Raw genomic sequence first — 20,491 nt, 5'->3', positions numbered from 1 at the left:
GTCTAAAACAACGAATAGATGAAGGTAGAGAGCGCCGTACCCTGCGCCAAAAACAAAAATAGACTGAGCATCAACACTACCAAAACAAACGGCCAAAGCCAGTAGCGTTTACGCTCCCGCAAAAACATCAAAAACTCGGTTAGTATGCTCATGGTGGTTTAAAATTGTCGGTTCATTTGCGTTTTATCGCCGTCGTTATTATTAGGCTCCCAGTACGTATCTGTCTGAGGACTTGATTTCAATTTTAGCGGATCATTCCCCAGCAACCGGTTAATCAATGCCAAAGGTGTCACTACAAATACATACACCAAGGTGAGCAACACTAAAGTATTGATATACCCCAGCACCTCCCCCAATTTCTCCCAGCCACGGCGAGGCCTGGTAAGCCATTGAGGCACTATTAAACCGGCAGTAATTAATGTTATACCGATGCCGGCCAATAACGGATTAATATGCCCCATTTTATAAAACCGGTAAGCGGCCAGCGCCATGAAAGCACCGCCAACTATCAGTCCGAATTTTCTGTTTTCTTTTGTTGCTGTGTTCATTATTTGCGGTATTTACTGGCTAATTCTGGCTCGCCTAATTGCTCATAAGCAGAGGCAATGGCCAGGCGGTTGCCAGCATTGGTAGCTTTGTTTTTGTTAGTCACTATACCGGCCAACATTGCCCTGTAGGGTTCAAAGTTGCGTTGCGAGGTATTTTTACTGATCAAAGTATCCAGTAGCCCTAAAGCTTTTTCAGGTTGATCTGATTTAATATCAAACAGAAAAAGGTTCTGCGCATTCTGAAATGAGGCATCTAATTGGTAAAGCCTGGTAAAGTAAAATTCAGACTCGGCATAGTTGCCCAGATCAAAGTTGAGGCGTGCGGCATAGATATAATACTGACTATTATCTGGAGTTTCCAGCAACGCGGCTTCGGTAGCTCTGAGCGCTGTTCTCTTATCGCCTTTAGCCATGCTGTTTCTGAAAAGTGCGTCATTGGCCTGGCCCCAGGTTACGTTCCCCACAGATAGCGCTCCTGCCAGCTGTTCTTCTACAGAATTTCCCCGCTTAAAATTAGCCGGGATAGGCTGATTGAATGGCCAGCCGGCCTTCAGCATCATTACCTGGTAGGCGCCAAACAGCGAGTCTACGCGAGTTACGGGCATTTGTTGCCCTAGCTGCGCGAAGGTCATTTCGTGCCCGGCATCGGGTTGGATAATGTGATTTTGCTTGAGTGATTGATAATAAGCATCGGCCATTAGCGCGTACCCATACAGGTTGGGATGCACATGCTCCAGCAGGGTTTCATTACCCAATATTCCATGTGGCGATGCCTGCTCAAAGGTCGAGCGCACATCCACCAAATGTACGTTGGGATAGCTGTTTGCCAGTTTACGAATAATGCCGTTCATTGCCTCGGGCGCACGGAAACGCAATTCGTCATCTTCTTTAGCTTGTTGGTAATCTGCTTTGGCTTTATCAAATTGCCCGTTACTGTAGGCTTTGTTACCGGCTTCAAAAGCTTTGTCTGCAGAAAGTGGACCATTGTCAGCGCTGGTTAAAGGATACAGGTCTTTTTCGTTACTTACCAGTGTACTTAGAAACAACGGCACCTTGTTCTTGGCAAACAGTCGGCACAAGGCCGACATGTTGTTTTCAAACTGGGTAATGCCTGCTTTATAATCATCACTGTTTAAGGGGATGGCTTGTTTGGCTGCCATTCGTTTCATCAGGTTCTCGCGGGCATCGGTTGACTTCCTGCCGCTGTTTTTGAAGCCATAGATGGCATTGTCTATCAGCTGCACTAATCGCAAACGGCGCAGGTTTAGCAACAGATCAATCATAGCCGGATTACTGCCAATCCTACTGGTTGAGGCCACGCCCAATGCGCCATAGTACTCATTATGCCCTACGTAAACCAACACAGCGTCAGGCTGCAGTGCCGATAGTTGGCGGGCAAAATCAAGCACTGTGTAAGAGTTAACGGCAGTGAGCGACAGGTTAATTACCTCTACCCGTTGTGCAGGCAACGCATGCATTAACCGGTATTGCAGCCAGCGGTGGAACGAACCATTATGAAAGTAAGGATAGCCCGCCGCGGTTGATTCACCTAAAACAAACAGGCGCAGGGTGCCGGGCGCTTTCTTTTTCTCAAATGGCTCATAATAACCTTTAGTGGCATTTACTGTGTCAGAAAAATAACGCTCAGATGCATAGCGGTTCATCACCAGCTTACCAGCATCGTTAGGGTAAGGTACAAATAGCGAGGTATCGTGCCCATATCCTGTCAACCTCAACATCCCTTCGGCCAAAGCCAGAAAAACGAACGGCAACAGACAAGCCATCAGCCTGAACCACCTCTTTTTTACTTTGCTTATAGAAGGATTTGTATTGCCCGCCGCCATACCTTAATTGTTTAATTTTCTACTTCAGACTAATAAAAAATCGAAAAAATGCACAGGACGATAAAGCATCGCCCTGTGCAACCAATTATATTAACCGTGAAGATGAAAGATGCATTAGTAGCCTGTGTTTTGTTTCAGATTAGAGTTGGTGTGCATGGCACTTGTTGGGATAGGCAGCAACGTGCGGTAAGCTCCATTGGGCGAGTGCGACAACCATGATTTTGATGTAAATACACCAAAACGAATCAGATCCTGACGGCGGCGGCCTTCTTGCGCAAACTCCCAACCTAACTCATCCAACATGCGGCCGTATTGTATATCGCTTACGCTCTCATGAGTGGTTGACAGGTGATTGCGCAAACCATAATCATAAGAAGTATTGGCCTGTAATTGTGCGGCAGTAACTGTGGCTTTAGATGGATTAGTAGTAAAATCACGCTGGCGCACCTGGGTTACCAAACTGGCCGCGGTTGCCGCGTCGCCAGAACGCAATGACGCTTCGGCCTTCATCATCAAAATATCAGCATAGCGGAACAGCGGGAAATCATTACTCATACCCACCAGCTCTGCATTCTGGATCTGGTATTTACCCAGACGGAAACCATGTACCTCCTGCGTAGAGTCCACCCCCGGCACTTCGTTAACATAGCTAAGTGGTTTGCCGTTAAACTTATCCATTGTACCCATCAGCACAGATCCGGATGCGGTGTATTGCTGGCCCTGGATCCAGTTTGCCTTCAAACGATTATCATCCGGATCAAACGTATTGATAAACTGCGGAATGGCGCAGATACCGCCCCATGGCGAGTTCTGAAAGTTATAGGTCGCTTGATTTTCGGGCTCCAGGGTTTCCATGTGCAGTGTCCAGGCCGTGGCGCCATCGGCGGTATAAATATTATCGAACGGAATAGCGAAAACAATCTCCTTTGAGCCTGAATTATTGGTAGCAAAAACATTTGACTGCACAGATTCCAGGCTGTAAAGACCAGAGTTGATTACCTGATCGCACGCTTTGATACAGTTGGCCCAGTCTGGCGTGCCGGTATAGACGCCTGCGTTCAGGTACATTTTAGCCAGTAAAGCATTGGCAGCCCACTGGTTAAAGCGACCATAAGTAGTGCCATCATTTAACTTGCTAAGCAGTGGAATATTGGTAGTTAACTCAGAGATAATAAAAGCATATACCTGTGCACGGGTGCTTTGAGTTGGCAAGTAACCGGCAGGCACATCAAACTTGGTGATAATGGGCACGTTGCCAAAAAAGTCGCACAGCGCATAGTAAAATGATGCGCGCAGCACCTTTAGTTCGGCCTCCAGTTGGTCTTTACCGGTGGTTACCGGGATCAGGTTATTATCCAACTGATAAAGCAAACGGTTACAGTTGGTTATACCAGAAAAAGCGTTGGTCCAGATCTGGAAGCTGTTATCCTCATCAGCCGTCCATTTGTGCTCGTGCATACGGCGGTAAATGCCCCCGTCTACCCAGCCATTAGGGCGCGCCGGGATCACGGTTTCATCTGCCGAGATCTCATTGGTACGCCAGATAGCATTGGCACTACGGCCCAGCTCAAGCGTACGCCAGTTGGTGTAAGGAACACCCACCAGGGCGGCTACGTCTTTAGACGTAGGACTAAACTGGCTTGATACAATGGTGGCATAATCTTTATCGTTCAATTTTGTGCACGAGTAGATGGCCATCAGGCCTGCAGTTACTGCGGCAAAAAATAAATATCTCTTTTTCATTTTAAATATCTTTTGATGGTTCATCTATTAAAAACTGGCCGAAAAACTAAGAGTAAAGGTGCGTTGTGACGGATAAGTATCGCGCGGATCATTACCTGGCGCTAAACCACCACGGTCAACCTCCGGGTCGATGCCCTTGTAACCGGTAATGATAAAGGTATTGAGCGTAGAGAAAGCTACCCGAGGGTTATGGATATACTTAGATTTTACGTTGCGGAAAGTATAACCCAGGTTGATGTTATCAACTTTCCAGAAATCGCCGTTCTCTACATAATAGCTGTTAAACTCCAGCGGTACATTCTTGTTCAGCACGGCGGTACCAAACACTTTGTCATAAGCCGATTTTAGCCTGTTGTAGTTAATGATGCCCGGATTTTCATAATACATACGCTGAAAGTTGAGCACCTGGTAATCAAACGCACCACGCATGGTTACACTAAAATCCCAGTTTTTGTAGCTGATGCTGTTGTTCCAGCCGCCGTAGTACTTAGGTAAACCGTTGCCGATAACCTGCTTATCATTAAACGAGTGGTTAAACTTGTTATATGGCACGCTGGTACCATCGGGCTCCTGATAAATCCAGTAACCATCAGGCGATACGCCGGTTACTTTAAAGCCATAAAAATCGCCTATGTTATGACCAACCTGTACAATATTGGTAAAGGTTTGGATAGGATCTTGGGTACCGCCGGTGGTAAAATAAGGTACCGTTGCCTGGTAAAGGTCATTAGACAGGCTGATCAATTTGTTGGAGTTGGTAGAGAAAGTGAAGGTACTTGTCCAGCTAAAATTTCTGGTTTTAATTGGCCGGATGTTCACCGCTGCCTCTAAACCTTTATTCTCCATGGTACCAACGTTGGCCATAGTGGTAGGGTACAGATTTGGCGGACTAGGCACATTGTAGCTGTATAACAAACCAGATATTTTACGGTCGTACACATCAACGCTACCGGTAACCAGGCCTTTCAGCAAGCTGAAATCAAGGCCCAGGTTAGTCTCATGTTTCTCTTCCCAACGCAGACTTGGGTTGGCATTTTGCGCGGGCACAAGTGTTTGAATCCACTGGCCATTGTACAGAATATAAGTATCATACTTTAGCAAACCTACAGCTAAGAAACCTGCCGACGGCTGATTACCGGTTACACCGTAACCTGCGCGCAGTTTCAGATCATCAAACAGGTGCTGATCTTTCATAAAATTCTCTTTGCTGATGCGCCATCCGGCCTGTATGGACGGAAATTTACCGTAAGGCTCGCTGGCACCGTACAACTGGCTGGCACCATCAATACGCAAGCTGGCCAGTAACAGGTATTTATCCATGTAGTTATAGGTAGCACGGGCAAAATAACTGATCAGATTAGTTTGCGTACGACCGCTGCTAATCACATCTTGTCCGTCTTTTTGAGCGGCACCCAGTTGGATCTGGTTATAGCCAAAAACATCCGTAGGGAAGTTGTGGTTGGCGATGTATGAGTTAAAATTATCATAGTCCTGGTACTCATAGCCAGCTAATAACGATACATGGTGTTCGCCAAACCCACGGGTGTACTCTGCAGAGGCATTCAGAAAACGTTCTACCGTTTGACCAGTTGCAATATTGGCTACGCCGTTTTGGTTATCGCGCAGGGTTGATATATTCTGTGTGTTAGCATAATACAGGTTCTGATAACCGCTTTTGGTGTATGAACCCGTAGCCGAGATACGCAGACCCTCAACCGGCAACACAGTAACGGTTGTGTTGTACTTGTTTCTGAACGAGTTTTGCGGCTGGCTGCTATTATAAAGGTCTGATACCGGATTTTGATACTGGAAGTTGGTTGGCTCTTGGTAATAGCTGCCGTTAGGCTCTATAACCGGGGCGGTAGGATTCATGATGAGTGCCTGACGATAATCATACGTACTGAAAGGGATATCGCTGAAGTTGGTTTGGGTTAATCCAAAGTTGAATTTCAGTTTTCCATCCAACATGGTATGATTAATATCTACCCTCCCCGTTACCTGCTTATGGTTTGATTGCTGGAAAACACCATTCAAAAAACGGTAGTTAAATGATGCCAGGTAATTAGTTTGCGCATTACCGCCATTAAAGGTTAAGTTTTGGGTGGTTGATACCGGGTGATTTTTACTGATGGCATCTATCCAGTTGGTGTTGCTGCCGAGGTCATAAGATGAGGAACGGGTACCGGCGGCAATCTGATCACGATAATCTTGCGCCGTAAGCAGTTTAGGCACACGGGTCAGTTCGCTGGTGCTTACGTTACCGCTATAATCAACCCGGTTATTATTATTGCCGGTAGCATGTTTGGTAGTGATAATGATAACGCCGTTTGAGCCACGCACACCATAAATAGCAGCAGATGAACCGTCTTTTAGTACAGATACCTCTGCAATATCTTCAGGTGCAACGGTAAGCAGGTCGCCCGGTACACCGTCAATAATTACCAGCACACCGGTGTTGGCGCCATTGATGGTATTGGTACCGCGCAGTAAGATCTGCGATTGCGCGTTCGGGTCGCCGGATGGATTGGAGATAGATAGACCGGCCACTTTACCTTTCAGCAGTTCGCCGGCATCAGTTACCGGACCGCTCACAAAGTTTTCAGATTTTACGGTAGCCACCGCACTGGTTACATCACCTTTGCGTTGCGCGCCGTAACCAATAACCACCACCTCGCTCAATGAGTTAAGCGTTGCACGCATTTGTACATTTAGCGTGGCGCCGCCAGCCTTAAGTTGTTGCGTAGCAAAACCTATAGACGAAAACTCTATAACCGAGTTAACATCCGGAACCATGATGCTGAATCTGCCCTGCACATCAGTTTGGGTAACTGCGCCGCCGCCCACCAGCTTAACAGTTACAGCCGGTAGCGGCTGGTTGGTTTCATCCGTTACCACGCCGGTTATTTTTACCTCTTTGAGTGCCGGTAACACAGGGGCCGCAACCTCTTTATGCTGTAGTATAATAGTTTTGTTTTTTACACTGTAAGTAAGCGGTTGCCCCTCAAAGCATAAACGTAAAGCTTCATGCAGGGGCTGGTTCTTTATATTCAGATCAACGGCGTGCGCATCGGCCAGCATTTGGTCTGTATATAAAAAGTGATAGCCTGTTTGATTCTGGATTTCTGCCATCACCTGCGATAGCGGGGCCGATTTGGCAGTGTATGTTACATTTTGAGCCCGCCCTGCCAGCGATATTTGCAGAAAGGCGGTAACCAGCAAAACAAAAGTCAACTTCATTATTAACAGGATTTTATGAGCATAAGAAGGCCACTTATGCCCTGTTAGAGCATATATTTTCATATATTTGAAAAAAGTTTGGGTTTATAGAAATTGGTTGTTAGTTCGTATAGCATACAGTATCTGATCCAGACACGGCCCGGGGTGTTCGCTGCACTACGGGCCTTATCTTTTTATGATCATTTACTTATCGGGTAAAAAATCATTTCATCACCATCACCCTCCTTCCCTCAATTTTAAAGTGTGTTAGGCGTGTTAGTTCGAGCATATCTAAAACTTCGTTAATATTGGCAGAGCGAGGCAGTGTACCCACAAACCCTTCATGAGTTTGGGCGCCTTTGTACTCCACATCTACATCATACCAGCGCGATATTTTGCGCATAATGCTTTTTATATCTTCGTGTGAGAAACTGAAGTTGCCATTCTTCCATTCTACAATATCCTGCACGTTTACTTTGCAAACCCGTATATCGGTAGTTACCTGCGCCTGCTGCCCAGGCACAATCATGCGGCTTTGGCCATTTCTGGTCACTTTTACAGATCCCTCCAGCAACGTAGTGTTCATGCTGGGGTCATCAGCATAAGCACTGATGTTAAAGTGCGTGCCTAATACCTGCACCTGCATGCCATTAACCCACACGCTAAAAGGTTTTGCTTTATTTTTAGCCACCTCAAAATAGCCCTCACCACTCAGGTCTACCCGGCGCTCACTTTCAGTAAAGCCTAGTGGTATTTTGATGGATGATGCCGCATTTAACCATACCTGGGTGCCGTCGGCCAATGTTACTTTATATTGCCCACCGCGTGGGGTAACCAGCAAATCTGTCCCGGGTTGGCGGGCATGCCCTTCCTGCTTGTATAGTAATTGGCCATCGCCGGTTTTATAAATACTGATGCTACCCTCGGTAGCCAGTAAACCGTTAGCAGCTTTATTAAGAATAATGCGTTTGCCATTGGCCAGAGCCAGATAGGCTTTGTTGGTGCCGGGTACAATTTTTGCCACCTGCACGTTAGTTTGAGCCGGCACTTTTAAAACACGTTTTATAAAAAGCGAGCCAAAACCCAGGCACAGAACCGCTGCCACCGCAATTTTAAGCCAGCGAAATCTGCGGCGTTGCGGCGCCTGGTCAAGCGCGTCAAGCCGGCTCTCTATACCGGCGGCCAGTAAAGTATTAGGTGTTTGCTCGTCTGCAGGTTGCTCTGCAAACTGATGGGCCAGTTTTTGCAGCACATCTTCTACCTCAGCGTCAGGAACCGAACGCAGCCAGTTCAAAAACTCGGCATGTTCAGCTTCGGTATAAACGCCAGCAGCATATTTTACAAGAAATTGGTCTACAGTTTTTCGGTCCATTTAAAGAGTAGACGAACAACTGAAGCCCGCGCACCCCTCCGACAGAAAAATATTTGAAAAAAAATTCAGAAGGAATTACTTCGACGACTCCTCGCCTACTGATGCAACAATAACCAAATGACTATCAACAATATATTTGCCTGGCTATGCATGTAATTACGTACAAAATCCATCCCCTGGTAGAGTTGTTTTTTTACTACTGATTTAGAGATAGACAACCGGTCTGCAATTTCATCGAGCGAGAGATCTTCCTGCGTGCGCATTTCTACTATCATTTTACGCTTTTGCGGCAACTGGTTTATGGCTTGCTGGATCAGATAGCGGTATTGGCTATAGATTAACTGGGTATCGGCCATCATCGGGCTTTCTTCTGTAACCGGCACCAATTGATCATACGCCCTAACCTGTACTTTCTGCTTGCGGATATGATCAAGCAACAAGTTCTTACTTGTGCGGAAGATATAGGCTTTGAATGATTCTACCCCCGACAGCTTTTCGCGACGTTCCCAGATCTTCAGGAAAACATCCTGCACAATCTCTTCACTCTGCTCTTTTGATTTGCAGAACAGGTAAACATAACGGTAAAGCTGATTTAGATAACGGGTATACAATAAAGAATAAGCACCACGATTGCCGGTAGCAACCAGGGCCATTAATTCTTCGTCAGTATGCGCTATCATCGTTATAGGTTGTTCAATAATGCGTTTAAATCAACCCGGGGAGAATTCAGTTAATTGTTAAATTAACAGTTAAAAAAGTAAGCAGCCGAAAATCTCCAGGTTCACAATTGGTATTGCAATATAATTATAAAAGATAAAAGTGCAAATGAATTTGCACCTGCCAGGCAAATTTATGGCACAGAACGTGTTCAGATGCAGCTAACAATTCGGCTACCGGCATTTATTACTACCTCATTTTGCCACCGCATCAGGCATCTTCCGGCCTGATTATTACTTAACTACAACTGCCGATTGAAATGCAAAATAATTACCTTTGCTGCCATAAATGCTCTTTCTTTTGTCAGACCAACTGCCATGATCGCCGTTGATGGATATGGTTACAGCGTAATCGCCCGCGGCCATTACCGGCGTTAGCATTACTAATGATCTGCACTCATACTTGCTGTAGGTATCAACCACGAAAGAACAAACCCGCTCCTTCTTGCTATTGAATACAGTAACTGTTGCGTAGCCTCCCTCCGGACCCAAAATGCTGTAAATACCTAGTTGCTTGCCATGAAAGTTAAGTGAAAGACGATCTCCTTTGGTATCAGAACGCCGGGCGGCATATTTCCCAAACGAATATGAAGACCAATTGCCCTGATAGTTCAAGGTTTTAGCGTTAGATGTTACCTGCTCGCCCGTTAATTGACCAGAGGCGTTCTTGCCCGAACCGGAATCTACCTGCCAAACGTCGTAATATTTTGAGATAGAGATGGATGTGCCTGATACTTTTAACGGCAGCCAAACATAAGTAGCCGCAGATGCCTGATGAGGGTAAGACCATCTATCGCCCATAAACATAAAAGTAGTATCCGCTTTGCCGGCAACGGGCAAAACAAATGATGCCTGCGAGTTCCACGTTAACGTTCCCGCGGGTGCAAAGTTGCCGCGACTTGTCCAGGGCCCTTCCAGGGCGGTTGCGGTATAGTAAAAGTTATCGTTACGCTCCCAACTGGTCAGGTCTGATGCAATCCAATAATAGACGCCATTCTTTTTAAACACCGTTGGTGCTTCAGCTCCGCGCCAGTGATTGTCGACAACCAGTTTTGAAATGCTATGAAAATCATCGCTCAACCTGTACATCAACCCGCCGTGTATCAATAAATAGCCAGCGCCGTCATCATCAACAAAAGAACCTATATCCCATTTATGGATGGGTTGACCATTAAAAAGTAACGGTCCCTTAAAAACATACGGGCCGGCAACAGAAGAAGCGGTTGCATAACCTACGCAGGGATCCATGTATTTATGATCATCCGAGTGCATCAGCATAACATACTCTCCAGTTTTTTTGCACTTCAATACTTTGGCGCGTTCGCCCACACGATCTGGACCTAAACGACCTGAATCTTGCAAGGGCAAAGCAACACGTTCAAATTTCCAATTATATAAATCGGCAGAAGAATAGCAATTGAAACCAACAAACGCATTTGAGGTATCTGAATGCGCCTCGCCAAAGAGGTAATATCTGCCTCCGTCTTTTATAATATTGGCACCATGCGCACTAACAATGTGCCCCCTATCATCTAATAAAGGCACTCCGGAAACAATTTGATGATAGGTTCCGGTGCGCTGAGCTGATGCCTGGGTAATCCTCAATATGAGTAAAAGACATAATAACGCATTGGCTGCAAACCGCCTGCACATTGGTTTCATTGAAATTTCTTAGGTTTTAATTGGTCAGTTTATATTATCGCCCCAACTAAGCGTGGCTTGATTTATTTAAAGCTCACGCCTGAAGGCTCGGCCGCAAAAATATTAAACAGATTGATTTTACCTAAACTTAAGTGCTGTATAAATGGGCGGCATGGCTGTTTGCAGATCCTGCACATTATCTGTCAGATAAAAAATATAGGCGTCGCCCTGGTTATTTTTGTGCAAAGCGGTAACATTTAGATATTTATAACCGGCAGAAAAATTGCCCGTAGGTATACAGAGCCCTACGGCGCCCCAATCGGCATTAAAATCGCGTTTTACAGCAAGAGAATCAAAAGCTTTGATCTGTGGCATCCGGCCACTGCCACGAGACAGGTTGGCCATAATTATTGTAAAAGCTAGTTTGTAAAGGTTATTGGGGTTGGTCATTACTTTACCATCTTTATTTTGCAGCCAATCGTTATAAACATTCATGATACTATCCAGCGGACGAACAGCATAACGCACTTCAAAATTTCTGTCTGCAGATTTAATGGCGTAGTGATAAACCATCTGGTTATTCTTTACAACAGCCACAGCTGCGTAACCGGCAGGCAGCGTAAAATTCATATCAGTACGATTAAGCAGTGTTATAAAATTGGCGGGAAGATTATCTGCGCGAAAAGCACAAAGCAAACTAAAGGCTAGCAGCAGCAATAAGGTTTTTTTCATGATTGAAAGGAATAACAGGTTACTGCTAAGATAACCATTAAGCTTGTCCCTCAATATATTAAATTAATAATTGTTCAAAAATCAGATCAAGCGTCCTGGTCGCCTTTGGCCTTGCGTCCTGTTTTTAGCAATTGATCTGAGATGTAACTATTAAATGTCTCTTTATAGCGATCGCCCACGTTAAACTGCAACATATTGGTCATTTTAACCTGGCTACCTTCAATGTAGCTAATGTGCCTGGTAGATATCACAAAAGCCCGGTGAAACTGCTGAAACTCCGTCCGCGTGGCAACCAGGTCATTAATGTCTTTAAGGGTAAGGTAGGCGGTAATGATCTTCTCGTCTGCCAGGTAGATCTTTACATAATTGTTAAAACTTTCAAAGGCAACTACATCGCTAAAGGCAATGTTAACCATCCGCAGGTTTTCATCTTTATTTTTAACCAGAAAATAGTCTTCATCAAAACGTTTTACCGGCGGCGCAGAAGTTACCGGCGGAAAAAGCCGATTAATTGTAGCCGAAAACTTTGAAAACGAGAACGGCTTAAGTAAGAAGGCATCACCGTTAACCTCATAAGCTTCATAAGCATATTGCGAGTAAGAGGTTGTAAAAATCAGCTTTTGCGTTTTGGATCTGACTATTGCCGCCAGCTCAATACCAGAAAGGTTGGGCATATCAATATCCATAAAAATAATATCGACAGGCTCATCCATAACAACTATCTTGTTCATGGCCTCCACCGGGTCCAGAAATATGCCCGCCAGCTCCAATCTTGGCAGCATACCCATATATTTTAATATGGCATCCACAGAAAACTGCTCGTCGTCAATAATTAAACACTTCAACATACGCTTTCAGGCAAGTCACCGAAATTAAGTATATGAATTAATATGACGATAATCTTCTGCATAAATAGCAGCCTGTAGTACAGTAATTTCAACTTTTTACCATTTATAGCGGATATTTATTAATTTTTGAAGAACTGTTATCGCAAACTTGCGTAAGAAATACAGGGAGAAGTTAACGCCTTATTTATGGCGTTAAAATATTTAATACATGATTGAACTTATAAAAAAATGGCTCGTAGCCAAACGCACTCACATCCTTGTATGGGCCATATTTATAGCCTTTGAGATTACAATGATTGGTTTATCGGTGGGTGCATGGGGCAATCCACCTACGTATGCAGCGCATTATTTGGTGTTAATCTCCTTCTTTTATGTGCATGGAGAGCGGGTTATGCCCAAAATTAACAGACAACCACGGTATATTGTATGGCGAATGCTATTGGTTATACCCATAGAAATGCTGGTGTATATGGTTGTTTGTTACGGCGTTGACGTTCTGTTAACCATGATGGATGCACGAAGTACACCAACTGTGCTGTTAAGCGTCCCGTATCTGGTAAGAAATCTGTACCGGGGATTCTATTTTATTTTCGGCGGTACAGGGTATTATTATATCATAACTTATATAGAAGAGAAAAAGCGGTCGGCCGAATTGGAAACACAGCGATTACAGGAAATCATCAACCGGCGCATTGCAGAAGATGAAGCCATCCGGTCGCAAAATGCCTTTTTGGTGGCACAGATTAATCCGCACTTCTTGTTTAATACACTCGACTATCTTTATCATAACCTGTTATCGCTTGACTCTAAACTGGCTGATGCCGTTATCTCATTATCAGGCATGATGCGATTTGCTATAGATGCCGACAAAATGGGCAACACCATCCGCCTGGGGGATGAAGTTGAACAGGTAGAAAATCTGATTTATCTGCACCAGGTAAGGCAAAAACTACAGGTAGAACTACGAGTTGACGAACAAGCGACCGAACTGCCTATTATTCCCCTGGTATTATTAACACTTACAGAGAATGCATTTAAGCACGGCAATCTGCGCGATAACGTTGAAACGGCAAGAATAGAAATCTATATTGAAAACGAGCACCTGCATATTCAAACGGTCAACACTATTAATCATACTGCTGCCAGAAACAGTTCGTTAACCGGTCTTAGCAATATCCGTAAACGCCTGGAGGTGGCCTATTCGCAAAGATTTTCATTTACTTATGGGCCGACCGAAGCAAATACATTCCGGGTACATCTTAGTATTGAGCTGGCTGCACTTGAAAAGGCCAATGAGTTTTCATATAGCTCAATAACTATTTAGGTTTTAACTGATACGTTAATATTAACTATTGATGGGCTTATAAAAAGCCCGAATACAAGCTTAAAAACAGTCAAAAATATCACCACAAGAAGCCCCCCCTCCTATTTTCGGTACAAAAGGGTGACTTTTCGTGGTAGATACTCATTCTGTTTTACACCATCCAAACTCGGCATACAGTAATTTAGAGCCATTCAATTATCCGCATTTTATGGGGCCGGATAAATAAAAAAACTCCTAAACCTTATCACTTTATTGCCGCGCCCCAATAATGTAAATCCCCAGAAAGTCCAATCCACAGCCCCCAAAAGCCACCTATAGTTTGCTGATAATTCATTTGGTGTTTTTTTCAGGGTAACCAAAGTTATTATCATCAAGCTATCATGATATAGCAAAAACAGCGAGGGCGCCTGTTGAACAGGCGCCCTCGCTTATTAAAATAACGCTGAATTGTTATTGATAGTAGCAAATATAAGCTACATCGGTATCGCAAACAGCCTCGAACTGCGAACCGGCAGCTACTTCAAATTTCTCATTTTGAGTGTATTGGGTAGACTCGCCACCGGCAACTTTAACATTCATAACACCAGACACAACAACCATAGTTTCAGGTGTTGAGGTAGAAAACGTATAAGTGCCTTTTTTCATTACGCCAACTGTTGCAGCGCCTTTCTCGGTGTCAAGGCCCAGGCTTTGTACCTGGCCATCAAAATACACATTGTGCTTAACCATATTAGTAGTATCTATTTTTTAGCAATTTAATTAGTCAGCCCATAGCGGTCTGATTACGGAGGCGCAATTTCGTAATCACATGCGATATTTCATAACACTATCTATCATAAGGCAATGCTGCCGCACTGATGCCTTTTGGCAGGCACCCCTTTCTGTAAAATAGCCATTACTTTTAGCAGATAATTGTACTGGTGCCAGAAAATATATACATTCAACTGTTCTAAACCCTCAATTATGGACCGCCGTAAATTCCTGAAAACAAGTGCTGCCGCTGGTATGGTAACGTTAATTACCCCAACCGGCATTGTGCATGCTTTAACAAATAATACCGCGCCGGATGATCTGGCGCTCAGCTTTGCTAATCCTCCGCAAAACGCCCACGCCTTTACCTGGTGGCACTGGATGAATGGGCATATCACCAAAAAAGGCATCACCCTTGATTTGGAAGCAATGAAAGAGATTGGCCTGGGCGGCTTCCAAAACTTCAACGCAGGTACAGGCATCCCCAAAGGACCAATTGAGTACCTGAGCCCTAAGTGGCTGGAACTAACCAAACACGCCATCAGCGAAGCCAACCGACTGGGGTTACAATACCAAATGCATAACTGTCCGGGCTGGTCATCAAGTGGTGGCCCATGGATTACGCCTGAGCTGTCTATGCAAAAGGTAACGCTTACAGAAACTATTGTAACTGGCGGCAAAAAGGTATCGGTTACTTTGCCTGAACCATTGAAACGACTTAATTATTACCAGGACACTTTTGTAATTGCCTACCCCTCGTTAGCTAACGAACGCCAGGAATGGTATAAACATCTAACTAAAATAAGTTCATCTGCAGGCGATGTCGATATACTGTCTATTGTTCATGGCAACGCCCAGAAACCGGTTGTGCTGCCATGGGCGTCCGGCAAACCAGGCTATATGCTGCTGGAGTTTTCTGAACCGTTGGATGTTTCTTCTGTTTTTGTTTATGCCGATGTACAAAAGCCTACAGCCGTTGGCAAGCAGTTCCCGCCTGACCCTGTAATTGTAGAGGTTTCAAATGATGGGCAGCAGTACAAAGAGGTAGACACCATGCACAGCGTTGGGGCAGAAACCCCGGGCTCGGGTATTTTCGCACCGGTTAACGTGAGGTATGTTAAGCTGACTTTTAATGGCGAGGCTCATGTTAGTCAACTGCAGCTTTTTACTACCAAACGGATTGAAGAATGGGAAGACAAAGCCAATTATGGCCCCATGCGGTCTGCACGTGAGTTTGATGTGCCTGACGATAATATATCACATATACCTGAAAATGACATTATTGATCCCGAGAAGGTAATTGATATTTCGGCCTTTATGGATAAAAACGGCCAGCTGAACTGGGACGCGCCCGAAGGTACCTGGACCGTTTTACGCATGGGCCACACTCCTACCGGCCGCTTCAATAAATCGGCACCAACAACGGGCGAGGGTTTGGAATGCGACAAGTACAGCAAAGCCGCATTTGACTATCACTTTGATAAAATGTTTGAGCACCTGCTGCCAGCCTTTCAGCAGATAGCAGATAAAAGCACCATTGGCGTACTGATAGACAGCTATGAAGTTGGTTTCCAGAACTGGACCAAAGGTTTCGAAAAAGAATTTAAAGCCAACCGCGGTTACGATATTACCAAATATTTGCCGGCCTTAACCGGCCGCGCCGTTGGTTCTGCTGAAGATACGGAGCGTTTCCTCTGGGATTTCCGCCGCGTACAGGCCGATCTGATGGCCGACAACTATTACGGCCGATGCACCGAGCGCTGCCATGAAAACGGCTTCCTATCTTATACTGAGCCTTACAATGGCGGGCCGTTTGATGAGTTACAAGCAGGCTCAAGGATGGACGTAAACATGGGCGAGTTTTGGGTGCGCACCTTCCAGTACCGTCATTCGGTTAAACTAGCTGCTTCGGTACAGCATGTTAACGGACGAAAGATTGTGGGCGCCGAATCATTTACCGGTTATGCCATGTTCTCTAAATGGCAGGAGTATCCGTTTGCATTAAAAGCCTATGGCGATTTAATGTACACCAAAGGGCTGAATCGCTTTATCTTCCACCGCTTTGCGCACCAACCACACCCAGACGTAGTACCTGGCATGACCATGGGCCCCTGGGGCATCCACTTTGACCGTACCATCACCTGGTGGAAACCGGGCAAAGCTTGGCTAAATTATGTGGCCCGCTGTCAGCACGTCCTGCAGCAAGGCTTATTTAATGCCGATTTGTTGTATTATACCAATGCCGATGCGCCGGGGCAAGATCTGTCCAACCGTCCTTCCCCATCGCCTGAACCACCGGCCGGGTATGATTTTGACTACATCAACACAGAATCGTTGCTGAAACAAGTGAGCGTAAAAAATGGCCGCATTATGCTGCCCGATGGCATGAGTTATCGCATGTTAATTTTACCAGACCGTAACAGCATGCCGCTAAACGTTGCCGAACGCCTGCATGAACTGGTGCAACAGGGGCTGGTAATTTATGGCCGCAAACCATTACGCCCTACCGGGTTAGGCGACAATAAAGAGAAATTCGCACAAATTACAGCAGCACTTTGGGGTGATTTTGATGGTAAAACAACCACCTCGCGCAGTTTTGGAAAAGGCAAAATTTTCTGGGGACATCTGCTTAAATCGGTATTAACTGATTTATCCATCGCGCCTGATTTTAGCTGCAGCACGCCAACTACCGATCCTTGTATTAATTATATCCACCGCAGTATTAATAATACCGAAGTATATTTTGTAGCAAATGGCCGCCGTCGTGAGGAAAACGCTGTTTGTACCTTCAGGGTAAGCGGACTGGTACCTGAGCTTTGGGATGCAGATACCGGCACCATGCACAAAATAACTGCCTATGAAACCGGAAACGGTTTTATTAAAATCCCTTTACAATTTGATCCGTCGGGCTCGGTATTTATTGTTTTCAGCAAAAAAGCGGCTGCAAATAACACGCTACTGTCGGTTAGCAATCAAACTGCATCGTTGGTAAGCTTCGCAAGTCCCAAACAGCTTACACCTGCAAACCATGCTGAGCTGTTCGACACCTTCTCGATGGTAGCCTGGATCAAGCCGGAGTGCGATGTGGTGGTACCTAATGACCCTAATAACACGCTCCAGAAATTTAAAGGCACAAGCGCCGTATTCTCTGCTTCGCAGGATGGCTCAAAACTTTACGGCGAAGGCCACGCTGTATGCGGTATGACCGCTGGCCGTAACGGCTTTGTGGTGTATGAACGCAGCGGCGGCCGAAACATGGATGAGGTGCTATCCAAACCTGTTTACCTCTCTGGATGGACGCACATTGCGTTGGTATATCAAAACGGCATCCCATCGGTTTATATCAACGGTAAACTGGTAAATGCCGGCACTGCATCTTCGGGATTGAAAGTCCATCCGGGAATTTACAACGAGTTCCTGGACGAAGAAATGACTTTTTTTGAGGGCGATCTATCTGGCAAAAACCTTTACAATAAAGCCTTAACTCCCGATGAAATAGCCAAATTAGCAGAGAGCAGACCAATGCCAACGCAACCTGCCATCAGCTTTAACAGCGCACACACCAATGGCCTCTTGTTCTGGAAAAACGGCGCTTATGACGTTAAACTGCATAACGGTAAAACTGAACGCATCAGTATTAATAATACTGCGTCATCACCAGTTGCAAACCAGCCGTGGAAGGTTAGTTTCCCGCCCAATTTAGGTGCACCTGCGTCTATCGTGATGCCTAAACTCCAGTCGCTTCATTTACATCCAGAAAACGGGGTGAAATATTTTTCGGGAACGGCAAGCTATCACAATCAATTCCATATTAATGACCTGCCTAAAAAAGACCAACGCGTTTTTATTGATTTGGGCGAGGTAGAAGTAATTGCCGAGGTAATTATTAACGGCAAGCAGGTAGCCACATTGTGGAAACAACCTTTTATAACTGATATTGCCAGGTTTATTAAACAAGGAACCAATCAACTGGAAATTAAAGTAACTAATCTTTGGCCTAACAGGTTAATAGGCGACGAGCAACTGCCTAATCCTTATGAATATACGGTAGTGGGCAACAATCAGCGCGGCGGCATCAAAACCATCCCAGACTGGTATGTTAAAGGCGAGCCCAAACCAAACGACGGCCGCATAACCTTCACCACCTGGAAACATTATGGTAAAGATGCACCGTTATTGGCATCAGGCCTGGTTGGCCCGGTAGTAATCCACACTGCAGTTGAAAAGTTATTAGATTGATGCCGGGCATCAATCCAATAACTTTTAATTATAGTGCACATAAAAGTCAGTGCGAGCCATACTTCAACAACAGCGTGTTACCAAAACCAGCTGTAATAACATGCAATAATATTATAATATGCCCCTTGCCGGGGGCATATTATTAATTAACTTTACAGCAACCATACTATTTGCACTTGCGCTCTAAATACCTCATCATAATAGCCACTGTCCTGCTCATTGTTTGCGGAGCGGTAGCTTTCATTTTATGGAATCCGTATCCATCAAGATTTAAAAACCCGAGCAATAAAGCGGTGTATATCCGTTTTGAAAACGGGCATTATTCCTTTTACCGCTTTGGCAAGCCTTTCCTGGTTAAAGGAGCTGCAGGCAGCACCTTTTTACCAGAATTGCATGCTGCAGGTGGCAATACCATCCGCACGTGGGATACCGCCAATCTTGATTCGTTACTTGCTGAGGCCGAACGCAACCATGTAGCTGTTGTTGTAGGCTTATTTATGCCTTACAATGATAACATGGATGCCTTTTATAACAATGATGCTAAAGTAGAAGCATTGTACAACCGGTATCAAAGCATTATCAAAAAATATCAGGGCAACAAAGCTATATTGTGCTGGTGTCTGGGTAACGAGATGGCCTACCCCGTAAGGCCGCAGTTCTTCAAATTCTATAAAGTGCTTAACCGCTTTATAGACATGATTCACCGCGAAGATCCTGATCACCCGGTGACTACCACCTTGATCAATTTCCAGCGACAGTATCTCGTAAATATTAAACTTTGGACGCATTTTGACTTTATATGCTTCAACGTTTTTAGCGATCTGCGGAAGCTGACCAAAGACCTTGATAACTTTAAGCGCTGGTGGAGAGGTCCGTTTTTGATTACCGAATGGGGTATTGACGGCCCGTGGCCGGTTCATGAGCACACTGCCTGGAATGCCTACATTGAGCCCAGCAGCGATAAAAAAGCCGAGCAATACCGCCAGCTGTATGAACAATACATGCCTAAACAGAATGACGGCTTTTTAGGATCGATGGTGTTTTACTGGGGCTATAAGCAGGAAACAACACCTACCTGGTTTAGTCTTTTTGATAAAGATGGCCGTAAATCAGAAGCGGTAAATGCCATGCAATACATGTGGACAGGCCATAAACCCGAGCATGAAGCCCCCCAGGTTCGTTACATGCTGGTAGACGGCAAAGGAGCCAGAGACAACATCCTGTATAATCCTGGCGTTGTTGTTAACGCACAGGCTTACCTGCAAAACGGTGCAGACAAAAATCATTTACATTATGAATGGTACGTACAGCCGGAGGATTGGTTCCGCGTGCTCCATTTCTATAACCAGAAAAAACGTGCTACGCTGGATGAGCTGACCATCAGTCAAAGCGGCGATCATTTTTCATTCCACGCCCCTAAACGTGAAGGCCCGTACCGGGTTTATGTTAACATTAGTGATGACAACGGCTACTTTGCTACCTGCAACACGCCATTTTATGTAATAGCTGAAAAGTAGT

Annotated in this window: 14 protein-coding genes; 3 read left to right on the top strand and 11 right to left on the bottom strand. The window is 45.1% G+C overall.

The window, feature by feature from the left end; all coding sequences use genetic code 11:
• Nucleotides 1-2 precede the first annotated feature (2 nt).
• The 10 genes from ABZR88_RS07165 to ABZR88_RS07120 form a co-directional block, all read right to left on the bottom strand.
• Nucleotides 3-152, bottom strand: coding sequence for a DUF5989 family protein (locus tag ABZR88_RS07165; RefSeq protein WP_170113577.1), 150 nt, complete (start codon nucleotides 150-152; stop codon nucleotides 3-5).
• Between the two features lie 6 nt (nucleotides 153-158).
• Nucleotides 159-548, bottom strand: a complete 390-nt coding sequence (locus ABZR88_RS07160) for an SxtJ family membrane protein (protein WP_107828103.1) — start codon at nucleotides 546-548, stop codon at nucleotides 159-161.
• Complete coding sequence (locus tag ABZR88_RS07155; RefSeq protein WP_107828104.1) at nucleotides 548-2,392, bottom strand: GDSL-type esterase/lipase family protein; 1,845 nt, start codon at nucleotides 2,390-2,392, stop codon at nucleotides 548-550. Before ABZR88_RS07155 ends, ABZR88_RS07160 begins: the two co-directional genes overlap by 1 nt.
• A 114-nt stretch (nucleotides 2,393-2,506) precedes the next feature.
• Nucleotides 2,507-4,135, bottom strand: coding sequence for a RagB/SusD family nutrient uptake outer membrane protein (locus ABZR88_RS07150; RefSeq protein ID WP_107828462.1), 1,629 nt, complete (start codon nucleotides 4,133-4,135; stop codon nucleotides 2,507-2,509).
• A 27-nt stretch (nucleotides 4,136-4,162) separates the two neighbouring features.
• Nucleotides 4,163-7,372, bottom strand: coding sequence for a SusC/RagA family TonB-linked outer membrane protein (locus ABZR88_RS07145; RefSeq protein ID WP_170113578.1), 3,210 nt, complete (start codon nucleotides 7,370-7,372; stop codon nucleotides 4,163-4,165).
• Nucleotides 7,373-7,574: 202 nt separating this feature from the next.
• The gene (locus tag ABZR88_RS07140) at nucleotides 7,575-8,723 is read right to left on the bottom strand and encodes a FecR family protein (RefSeq protein ID WP_107828105.1); all 1,149 of its coding nucleotides are present in this window, start codon (nucleotides 8,721-8,723) and stop codon (nucleotides 7,575-7,577) included.
• 95 nt (nucleotides 8,724-8,818) lie between these two features.
• A complete protein-coding gene (locus tag ABZR88_RS07135; protein WP_107828106.1) occupies nucleotides 8,819-9,403 on the bottom strand; it encodes an RNA polymerase sigma factor in 585 nt (194 codons plus the stop codon).
• A 270-nt stretch (nucleotides 9,404-9,673) separates the two neighbouring features.
• Complete coding sequence (locus tag ABZR88_RS07130; RefSeq protein ID WP_107828107.1) at nucleotides 9,674-11,101, bottom strand: family 43 glycosylhydrolase; 1,428 nt, start codon at nucleotides 11,099-11,101, stop codon at nucleotides 9,674-9,676.
• A 117-nt stretch (nucleotides 11,102-11,218) separates the two neighbouring features.
• Nucleotides 11,219-11,812, bottom strand: a complete 594-nt coding sequence (locus ABZR88_RS07125; protein ID WP_107828108.1) for a hypothetical protein — start codon at nucleotides 11,810-11,812, stop codon at nucleotides 11,219-11,221.
• Between the two features lie 86 nt (nucleotides 11,813-11,898).
• Nucleotides 11,899-12,660 carry a LytTR family DNA-binding domain-containing protein gene (locus tag ABZR88_RS07120; protein WP_107828109.1) on the bottom strand — a complete coding sequence of 254 codons (762 nt, stop codon included), beginning with the start codon at nucleotides 12,658-12,660 and terminating at the stop codon, nucleotides 11,899-11,901.
• 208 nt (nucleotides 12,661-12,868) lie between these two features.
• Here ABZR88_RS07120 and ABZR88_RS07115 point away from each other — a divergent pair, with 208 nt between their 5' ends.
• Nucleotides 12,869-13,984: a sensor histidine kinase gene (locus tag ABZR88_RS07115; RefSeq protein WP_107828110.1), complete on the top strand. Its 1,116-nt coding sequence runs from the start codon at nucleotides 12,869-12,871 to the stop codon at nucleotides 13,982-13,984.
• 450 nt (nucleotides 13,985-14,434) lie between these two features.
• Here ABZR88_RS07115 and ABZR88_RS07110 read toward each other — a convergent pair whose 3' ends face one another.
• Complete coding sequence (locus ABZR88_RS07110; RefSeq protein ID WP_107828111.1) at nucleotides 14,435-14,713, bottom strand: pyrimidine/purine nucleoside phosphorylase; 279 nt, start codon at nucleotides 14,711-14,713, stop codon at nucleotides 14,435-14,437.
• 234 nt (nucleotides 14,714-14,947) lie between these two features.
• Between ABZR88_RS07110 and ABZR88_RS07105 the strand changes: the two genes are divergently transcribed.
• Complete coding sequence (locus ABZR88_RS07105; protein ID WP_107828112.1) at nucleotides 14,948-18,973, top strand: glycosyl hydrolase; 4,026 nt, start codon at nucleotides 14,948-14,950, stop codon at nucleotides 18,971-18,973.
• 176 nt (nucleotides 18,974-19,149) lie between these two features.
• Entirely contained in the window at nucleotides 19,150-20,490 is a 1,341-nt protein-coding gene (locus ABZR88_RS07100; RefSeq protein WP_107828113.1) for a hypothetical protein, read from the top strand.
• Nucleotide 20,491: the final 1 nt, after the last annotated feature.

Origin of the sequence: Mucilaginibacter yixingensis, from assembly GCF_041080815.1 — a bacterium.
Taxonomy (GTDB): domain Bacteria; phylum Bacteroidota; class Bacteroidia; order Sphingobacteriales; family Sphingobacteriaceae; genus Mucilaginibacter; species Mucilaginibacter yixingensis.
Note: the sequence above shows the minus strand (reverse complement) of the source record. Positions and strands in the feature narration are given on the sequence as shown.